This is a genomic window from Nostoc sp. NMS4 (assembly GCF_017115095.1).
Classification (GTDB): domain Bacteria; phylum Cyanobacteriota; class Cyanobacteriia; order Cyanobacteriales; family Nostocaceae; genus Nostoc.
On the sequence record NZ_JABXKI010000102.1, the window covers coordinates 35,398 to 43,619 of the forward strand.

4 protein-coding genes are annotated in these 8,222 nt (G+C 41.7%); 3 read left to right on the forward strand and 1 reads right to left on the reverse strand.

Features of this window, described 5'->3' with window-relative positions:
- Positions 1 to 312 precede the first annotated feature (312 nt).
- Complete coding sequence (gene dpdE / locus HWQ37_RS07430) at positions 313 to 3,624, forward strand: protein DpdE (RefSeq protein WP_292745404.1); 3,312 nt, start codon at positions 313 to 315, stop codon at positions 3,622 to 3,624.
- A 136-nt stretch (positions 3,625 to 3,760) separates the two neighbouring features.
- On the opposite strand, the gene HWQ37_RS07435 is transcribed toward dpdE, so the two are convergent.
- Entirely contained in the window at positions 3,761 to 5,668 is a 1,908-nt protein-coding gene (locus HWQ37_RS07435; protein WP_292745406.1) for a calcium-binding protein, read from the reverse strand.
- Between the two features lie 296 nt (positions 5,669 to 5,964).
- On the opposite strand from HWQ37_RS07435, the gene HWQ37_RS07440 reads away from it, so the two are divergent.
- Positions 5,965 to 7,059, forward strand: coding sequence for a DUF4350 domain-containing protein (locus HWQ37_RS07440; RefSeq protein ID WP_292745408.1), 1,095 nt, complete (start codon positions 5,965 to 5,967; stop codon positions 7,057 to 7,059).
- 85 nt (positions 7,060 to 7,144) lie between these two features.
- Entirely contained in the window at positions 7,145 to 8,095 is a 951-nt protein-coding gene (locus HWQ37_RS07445) for an AAA family ATPase (RefSeq protein WP_292745411.1), read from the forward strand.
- Positions 8,096 to 8,222: the final 127 nt, after the last annotated feature.

Sequence of the window (8,222 nt, forward strand, 5' to 3'; positions counted from 1 at the left end):
ACTCTGCAATGCCAATGCGGTGTATACACAAGTGTGAAATAGCTGATAAATCACGGTTTTACCCCACCCTAACCCTCCCCGTATGTATTGGGGAGGGAACTAGATTTCTTGTTTCCCCCCTTTATAAGGGGGGATTAAGGGGGGTAATTTGACTTCTGTATAGACCGTAGGCTCAGTGACCGTCGTAGATATCGCCATCACAAAAACTTTAACACCAGTTTATTATCTATAATGTTGATCGACAAAACTGCCAGATATGGGCTAAAAAACTAGTCTGGAAGGTTCTTTTAGTTTGTTCAGGGGACTGGATCTATGATTAAGCTTGGTTTATTGGTACAGTCCCAGAATAATTCTTTGGGTATCGGAAAAGTCACGGAAATATCTGATACCAATGCGAACGTTGAGTATTTCTGCTCTATAGGGCAACGTCTCCAAAAAACTTTACCTTTAAGTTCGCTCTCTGAAGTCAAGCTTGAACCCCAAGCTAGATGTTATATTAAGTTCCAAACTCAGGATAAATGGATAGTTGGCAGAGTTTTCATCTGGGATGAAGATACAGAAATGTATCAAATCGATTTACCGGATAAGAAAACTGCGATCGCATCTGTTGAAGATATTTACGTTCGTTGTAATCTACCCAACACAGACCCCATCCAAACTCTAGCAATGAAGGGTCACGAAACGCCCTACTTCCACGACAAAAGACTGGCTTTCGTGAAATCCTTGATTCAGCAACGCGCTGTCAGTCGGGGGATGACGGGACTGATTTCGGCAAATATTAATCTTTATCCTCACCAAGTTGAAGTAGTGCGGCGGGTACTGGAAGACCCAATTCAACGCTACTTGTTAGCAGACGAGGTGGGATTGGGAAAAACCATCGAAGCGGGGGCGATTCTGCGTCAATTCCTCCTTGATGAACCGAAAAAAGGTGCGGTGGTGATTGTTCCGCAATATTTGCTCAAACAATGGCGGACTGAGTTAGAAAATAAGTTTTATATCTCACATTTTCCCAAACGGGTGGCGGTGCTGGCGGTTGAAGATATCCACAAAATCAACCTGAAAGCAAAGATAGGCTGCTTAATTTTAGATGAAGCCCATCACATCGCAGCAATGGCAACCTCTAAGGATGCGACAGTACGCCAGCGTTTTCAGACTTGCAAAGAACTTGCTCATAAAAGCGATCGCTTACTCTTATTATCTGCGACTCCGGTTCTCAATCACGAGCAAGATTTTTTGGCAATGTTGCACTTGCTCGACCCGACAACCTATAAACTTGGTGATTTAGCAGGTTTCCGCACCAAAGTTGAAAGCCGTCAGCAAATTGGTAAACTTCTGCTTTCTTTTAAAGAAGGTGCAGCACCAGAGGTTCTCAAAAGCAACTTGCAGCAATTGCGAAACCTGTTTGCAGAGGATGAGTATTTACTGAAGCTGGCGGATGATTTAGAAAATTGTTTACAAACAAATTCTACCGAGCAAGAGCAAATCGTCCAAGGGATTCGCGTTCATGTCAGCGATATCTATCGACTACATCGGCGAATGCTTCGCAACCGTCGCGCGGCAGTGGAAGATGTGATCTTTGACCGCAACTTTACGCCCAAAGAAGAGTATGATTTAGACGAGCGATCGCTTGATATCCACGAACTGCTGAATCAATGGCGGAGTGTTGCTCCTGGTGAAAAGCAATATCAGCGAGTTTTTCTGCTGTTATTTCTCGCTGCTGGTACTTGGTTAGGGATTTTAGAACAGGTAATTACGGCGCGTTTAACTGGTAAGCCTCATGCTAAACTCAGCCAGGAATTTAAAGAAGATGATGTTCGCCTATTAACTACAACCCCCAAATTCTCCGGGGAAGAAGAGATTCTCCAATCCTTACTAAAAATTGTTCGTCAACCTCAAGAGGATGGACAACGGACGGAAAATTTGAAAACAGTGCTGTTGAATCAGCTAGGTACATACTTTAAAATTCCCGCAAACGTTCGGAAGAATCAAAAGGAATTTATCACGAGGATACAGCAGAGAATCAAGAGGCCAATTACTGGCGATATTCTGCCCAAATTTATTGTATTTACCAGTTTTGTGCAAACTTGTGGCGAAATTGTCCGATATTTATCTGATACCTTTGGTGCAGAGACAGTCGCCAGCCATCAATTTGGAGAATCACCAGATAAAGTTGAGGAAGGCTTAAATCGGTTCAAGAATAATCCTAACTGCTTTATTTTAGTATGCGATCGCTCTGGAGAAGAAGGACGTAACCTCCAGTTTGCCGATTGGTTAATTCATTTTGACCTTCCTTGGTCGCCGAATCAATTAGAGCAGAGAATTGGTAGACTTGACCGCATTGGCAGCAAAATTGGCATCCAATCTAGTGCTTTAATTGGCCCCTATTTGCCAGATAGCCCTCACAATGCTTGGTATAAAGTATTAAAAGATGGGTTTGGTATTTTTCAACAATCAATTGCCAGTTTACAGTTTTATGTCGATGATAAACTTGCCGAATTAGAAACTGTTTTGTTTCAATCAAGTGCTGCTGGATTGTTAGAAATGGTTTCACCAATTCAAGAGCAAATTGAAGCAGAAATAGCCAAAATTAGCGAACAAAATGCTCTCGATGAAATTGATGCTAACGATGAAATTGCCACCGAGTATTTTCAAGAGCTAGATAATTATGATGCTTGTCATTTAGATATGAAACGAGCAATTGAAGGCTGGATTTGCGACGCACTGGGATTCAGGGGACTCAATAACCCAGATTCATCAGACATGCGACGTTATCAACCCACAACGCGCACATTGGTTCCGATAAATGAGTTACAAAACCGTTTTGCTGATAGTTATTTAGACCAGTTTGGTACTTATAATCGTCGGGTGGCAAACCAGAATGATGGGATTAAACTCTTTCGGGTTGGCGAAGGATTTATCGAAGCACTCTTGAACTATATAAACTGGGATGACCGAGGTGAAGCCTTTGCGATGTGGCGCACTGATGCATCTTGGGATGCGAAAGAAGGGAAGGAGTGGTTCGGTTTTCAATGCAATTATGTCGTCGAGGCAAATTTAAGAATTGCCAAACAAGTTTTACTAGATAACAAACTAGATAATTCTCAATTCAAAAATTTGCAGCGACGTGTCGATGCTCTATTTCCACCAATTATAGAAACTATCTATGTTGATGGTCGCAAGGAGCCAATACGAGTTGTTGAAGATAAAGCACTCTTGAGTATTCTGCAACGTGCATATAAGGATAAAAACAATAATCAAGGACGAGATTACAATCTAGCAAAGGAACGATTAGGAATTATTGACGATTTTGTTGATCCTAGTAAATGGCAAAACTTTTGCTATGAAATGCGTAACACTTCTTCAGAATTACTTTCCAATCGTCCCGATTTTATTGACTTATGCCAAAATTGTGCTAAGGTCGCCGAAAAGAAATTAGCCAATAGAGTAGAACAGTTACGCCTACGTTTAAACCAGCAAAGTTGGGATAATGCATTAGCTGAAGAATTGAAGATAGAAACGGCTCTAAATGCAGCCATTCTAGAGGGAATTCGTCAGCCGCTTCTCAGGCTTGATTCTGTCGGTTTTATTGTCGTATCGGGGCGATCGCTTGTGCAATTTGAGTGATATTATCTGCGGTTAAATAGCCATAATCTCCTCGTTAAACCAGCGCGCAAAGAGGGGTTAGGTAGTGCTTTTATTCTCTTTGTCGTTTCTATGTTCAGCATGGAAACGACAACGAGTTTTACTTAGTTAGCTTTTGTTAAGCAATCACAGTAATATTTGCACTAGTAAGCGCTACCTGATTCGAGAACTGGGCGATTTGAACTTGTGCAACTTTACTATCAACCCCATCTGCGTCAAAGAATAGGTTTCCCGTAGTTTGATCGTAGATAAAGCGATCGCTTCCTATTGTCGCACTTGTCCCAAGTCGGAACAATCCTGAATCCAGCGACGTATTCTGAGATTGGCTAAGTCCGAATTCTGTCTTAGAAATTAAGATAGTATCATCTCCAAGAGTAAAATCAGCGATCGTATCATAGCCTCCAGTCCGGCTGTAAGTCAGGTTGAAGTTATCTTGTCCAATTCCACCAGTCAGCACATCTCGACCAACTCCACCAGCTAGTAAATCATCACCTGCACCACCTAACAAGGTGTCATTGCCTAAATTCCCAAAGAGGCTATCATTGCCATCTTCTCCACTCAAGAGGTTAGCACCAGTATTTCCCATCAAGATGTTATTGAGGCTGTTACCAGTACCATTTCTTGTCCCGCTTCCAGTCAGCGTCAAGTTCTCCAGGTTAGTTCCTAACACCCAACTCACAGAAGAGTTGACTAAATCTGTACCTGCATTTAAGTCTTCAGTAATAACATCGTTCAGATTGTCTACGATGTAAGTATCATTGCCGATTCCACCATTGAGACTGTCATTCCCTAAACCTCCATCTAAGGTGTCATCACCTACGCCGCCATCTAAGTTGTCATTACCTGAACTACCAAAAAGGTCATCGTTGCCATCTCCTCCGATTAAGGTGTCATTCCCTGCACCTCCATCTAAGTTGTCATTGCCTATACCTCCGTCTAAGTTATCATTACCTAAGCTACCAAAGAGGCTATCATTGCCATTTTCTCCACTCAAAGTGTTGGCGGCATTATTTCCCGTCAGAACGTTATTAAAAACGTTACCAGTACCATTGATTGCCACACCTCCAATGAGAGTCAAGTTCTCTAGATTATCTAGCAACACCAAACTTACAGAAGACTTAACTAAATCTGTACCTGCATTTAAGCCTTCAATAATAGAGTCGTTAAGGTTGTCTACTGTGTAAATATCATTGCCGATTCCACCAATCAGGCTATCATCTCCCAAACCTCCATCTAAGATGTCATTACCTACGCCGCCTAACAAGGTGTCATTGCCCACTCCACCAATCAGGCTGTCGTTCCCATCTTCTCCGCTCAAGATGTTAGCAGCAGTATTTCCCATCAGAATGTTATTAAGGTTGTTACCAGTACCATCAATTGCCGAGCTTTCAGTCAGAGTCAAATTCTCCAGATTATTTGCCAAAGTCCAACTCACCGAAGAATTAACTAAATCTGTACCTGCATTGGCGGATTCAGTAATCAAATCGTTGAGATTGTCTACGATGTAAATGTCATTGCCGACTCCACCATTGAGACTATCCGCTCCCAAACCTCCATCTAAGGTGTCATTGCCTACACCGCCTAACAAGGTGTCATTACCTGAGCTACCAAAAAGGCTATCGTTGCCATTTTCTCCACTCAAGATGTTGGCATCAGTATTTCCAATTAGGATGTTATTAAGGCTGTTACCAGTACCATTGATTGCCTGGGTTCCAGTCAGTGTTAAGTTTTCCAGGTTATCTGCCAAGATCCAATTTACTGAAGACTTAACTAAATCTATACCTGCATCTAAGCCTTCAATAATGATGTCGCCGATGCTGTCCACAATATAAGTGTCATTGCCTTTACCACCAATGAGACTGTTAGTACCTGCACCACCCTCTAATAAATCATTTCCATCACCGCCATCAAGGGTGTCGTTATCACCTAGTCCTTGGAGGGTGTCATTGCCCTGCAATCCTGAGATGATATCCTGGTTTTCTGTACCAATCAGTTTGTTTGCAATTGAAGTGCCATTAATAATCATATTAGGGTCTTTTCTGAGAATAATTGATCCTTCTTCTGTCGCCCCTGCGATCACAGAATTCCCTAGCTTCGCTTTTTTTAAAATTAAACAGCCTCAGCAAATATGTCTAACTTGATACTCTGTTTAGGTTAAACCGACATCAGCCGTTGGATCTGGTAAAAGAGAAATCTTGGTGGTTGTCTCGGCTGAACTGTAAATTGGTGAAGGTATTGATAAAGTTCATTACATTTTTGACTTTACCTGAAAAATAAGTAAGTATTAACACTAGTGATATTCAAAGGCCATGAAAATCGAAAATGAAACGTCCAAATCGCCTTGCTTGGATGGGTGCGATCGCACTCGCTGCGATCGTTTTACTTAGTTTGTTCGCGGCTCCCAATAATACTAAACTTAACACTGGCTCTACCTATAACCGTAACTCCGATGGTTATGGTGCTTGGTATGCTTTTATGCAACAACAGGGAATTTCTATCAAGCGCTGGCAAAAGCCTTTTAGCGATATTCAGCCAGAAAATAGCCCTGTTACCTTGCTACAGGTAGGCGGCTATCTCAGGGAAACAATACTGGATAGTCAAGAGCGAGAATGGGTAGAGAAAGGGAATACTTTGGTAATTTTGGGTGCGAAGGCGCGAGTTACAGAAGCGGAGTTTAGCACTATGCAAAAATCTCCTGAAGGTGATATTAAAATTGATACACGTAGACGATATAAAAAAGCTAACTCCCAGCAAGTTAATTTAGGCGATCGCTTTGGTGCTGTTGTCTGGAAAGAAAATTACAAAAAAGGAAAGGTGATTTTTTCTACCACTCCTTATTTAGCCGCCAATGCTTACCAAGATTATTTAAGTAATTTCAAGTATTTAGCTAGTTTAGTTACTGAAAAAAGTAACACATTACTTGTCGATGAATACATCCACGGCTATAAAGATGCTGATGTCAGGAAGAAAGAAAGCGAAGGAGATTTATCTAGTTTTATTGCTAAAACTCCTTTATTTCCAATATTGATACAGGTAAGTATCATCCTATTGGTGCTAGTTTGGGCGCAAAATCGCCGCTTTGGAAAGCCAGTAGCTTTAGATACACCAGTTGTCGATAATAGTGAGGCATACATCCAAGCTTTAGCCGGAGTGTTGCAGAAAGCTGATACCACCGATTTTGTTGTCGAAATGGTGGGTAAACAAGAACAACTACAACTCCAAAAAGCCTTGGGATTAGGGCAAGTATTTTTAGAACGTCAAATCTTGATCGATTTCTGGATAGAAAAAACAGGCGCAAGTGCAGCAGAACTAGATGCGGTTTTAAAGCTACAATCTCGCAAACAACCTATCAGTGAACGAGACCTGTTAAGCTGGTTGGGGAAATGGCGAAGTATTAGACTAATTCGTAATTCGTAATTTGACTTTGAGCGTCAACCTTTGGAACTGTGCATAACATCTTTGTGCCTGAGTACTTCTAAGTAAATGATTTATAAACAAAAATATGAGCGAAACACATCCTATCTTAATTCGTCTTGGTCAAGGTCTTAATCAAGTAATTGTCGGACAATCTAGCCTCATACAGCAACTTTTAGTAGCACTGCTAGCGGGTGGACACGTAATTTTAGAAGGAGTCCCGGGAACTGGTAAAACCCTTTTAGTAAAAGTGTTAGCGCAGTTAATTCAAGGGGAGTTTCGCCGGATTCAATTAACACCAGATGTTTTACCTTCAGATATTACTGGTACAAATATTTTTGACTTGAATAGCCGCAATTTTACTTTGAAAAAAGGCCCAATATTTACCGAAGTACTGCTAGCAGATGAAATCAACCGTACTCCGCCTAAGACACAAGCGGCGCTGCTGGAAGCGATGGAAGAGATGCAGGTAACACTAGATGGTGAAAGTTTGCCTTTACCAGATTTGTTTTGGGTAATTGCGACGCAAAATCCTCTGGAATTTGAGGGGACTTATCCTTTACCAGAGGCGCAGTTGGACAGATTTTTATTTAAGCTGGTGGTAGATTACCCCGATCAAGCTGCTGAAAAGCAAATGTTACTCAATCGTCAGGCGGGGTTTGCAGCACGGCGTTTAGATATTAGCCGTTTGAAACCAATCGCAACAGTAGCCGACATTTTGCAAGCACGACAAGCAGTCAAAGAAGTTAAAGTATCAGAAGCGATCGTTGATTATTTATTGGCGTTGGTGAGAACATCGCGTCAATATCCTGATTTAACTTTGGGTGCATCGCCTCGCGCCACCGGTGCTTGGTTGCAGACATCTCAAGCCCTAGCGTGGTTAGCTGGAAAAGATTTTGTGACACCAGATGATGTAAAAGCAGTTGCATCGCCGTTGCTACGTCATCGTCTCATTTTGAAACCAGAAGCGATGCTAGATGGTTTACAAATGGATGCGGTAATTGCGTCGGTAATTAATCAAGTACCAGTTCCAAGATGAAAAAATTTGGCGTTGCATATTTGCGGGATGATTTTATTATTCTTGTGGGATGGGCAAGATGCCATTGGTGTAAAGTTAAGAAAAATAGAAACTTGTCAAGTGGCTAAAGCTCAGTAGTTAAACTCAA

Bases quoted from the DNA above. Each gene is read 5' to 3' on its own strand.
- dpdE (WP_292745404.1), top strand. From the start codon at position 313: ATGATTAAGCTTGGTTTATTGGTACAGTCCCAGAATAATTCTTTGGGT.
- HWQ37_RS07435 (WP_292745406.1), bottom strand. From the start codon at position 5,668: ATGATTATTAATGGCACTTCAATTGCAAACAAACTGATTGGTACAGAA.
- HWQ37_RS07440 (WP_292745408.1), top strand. From the start codon at position 5,965: ATGAAACGTCCAAATCGCCTTGCTTGGATGGGTGCGATCGCACTCGCT.
- HWQ37_RS07445 (WP_292745411.1), top strand. From the start codon at position 7,145: ATGAGCGAAACACATCCTATCTTAATTCGTCTTGGTCAAGGTCTTAAT.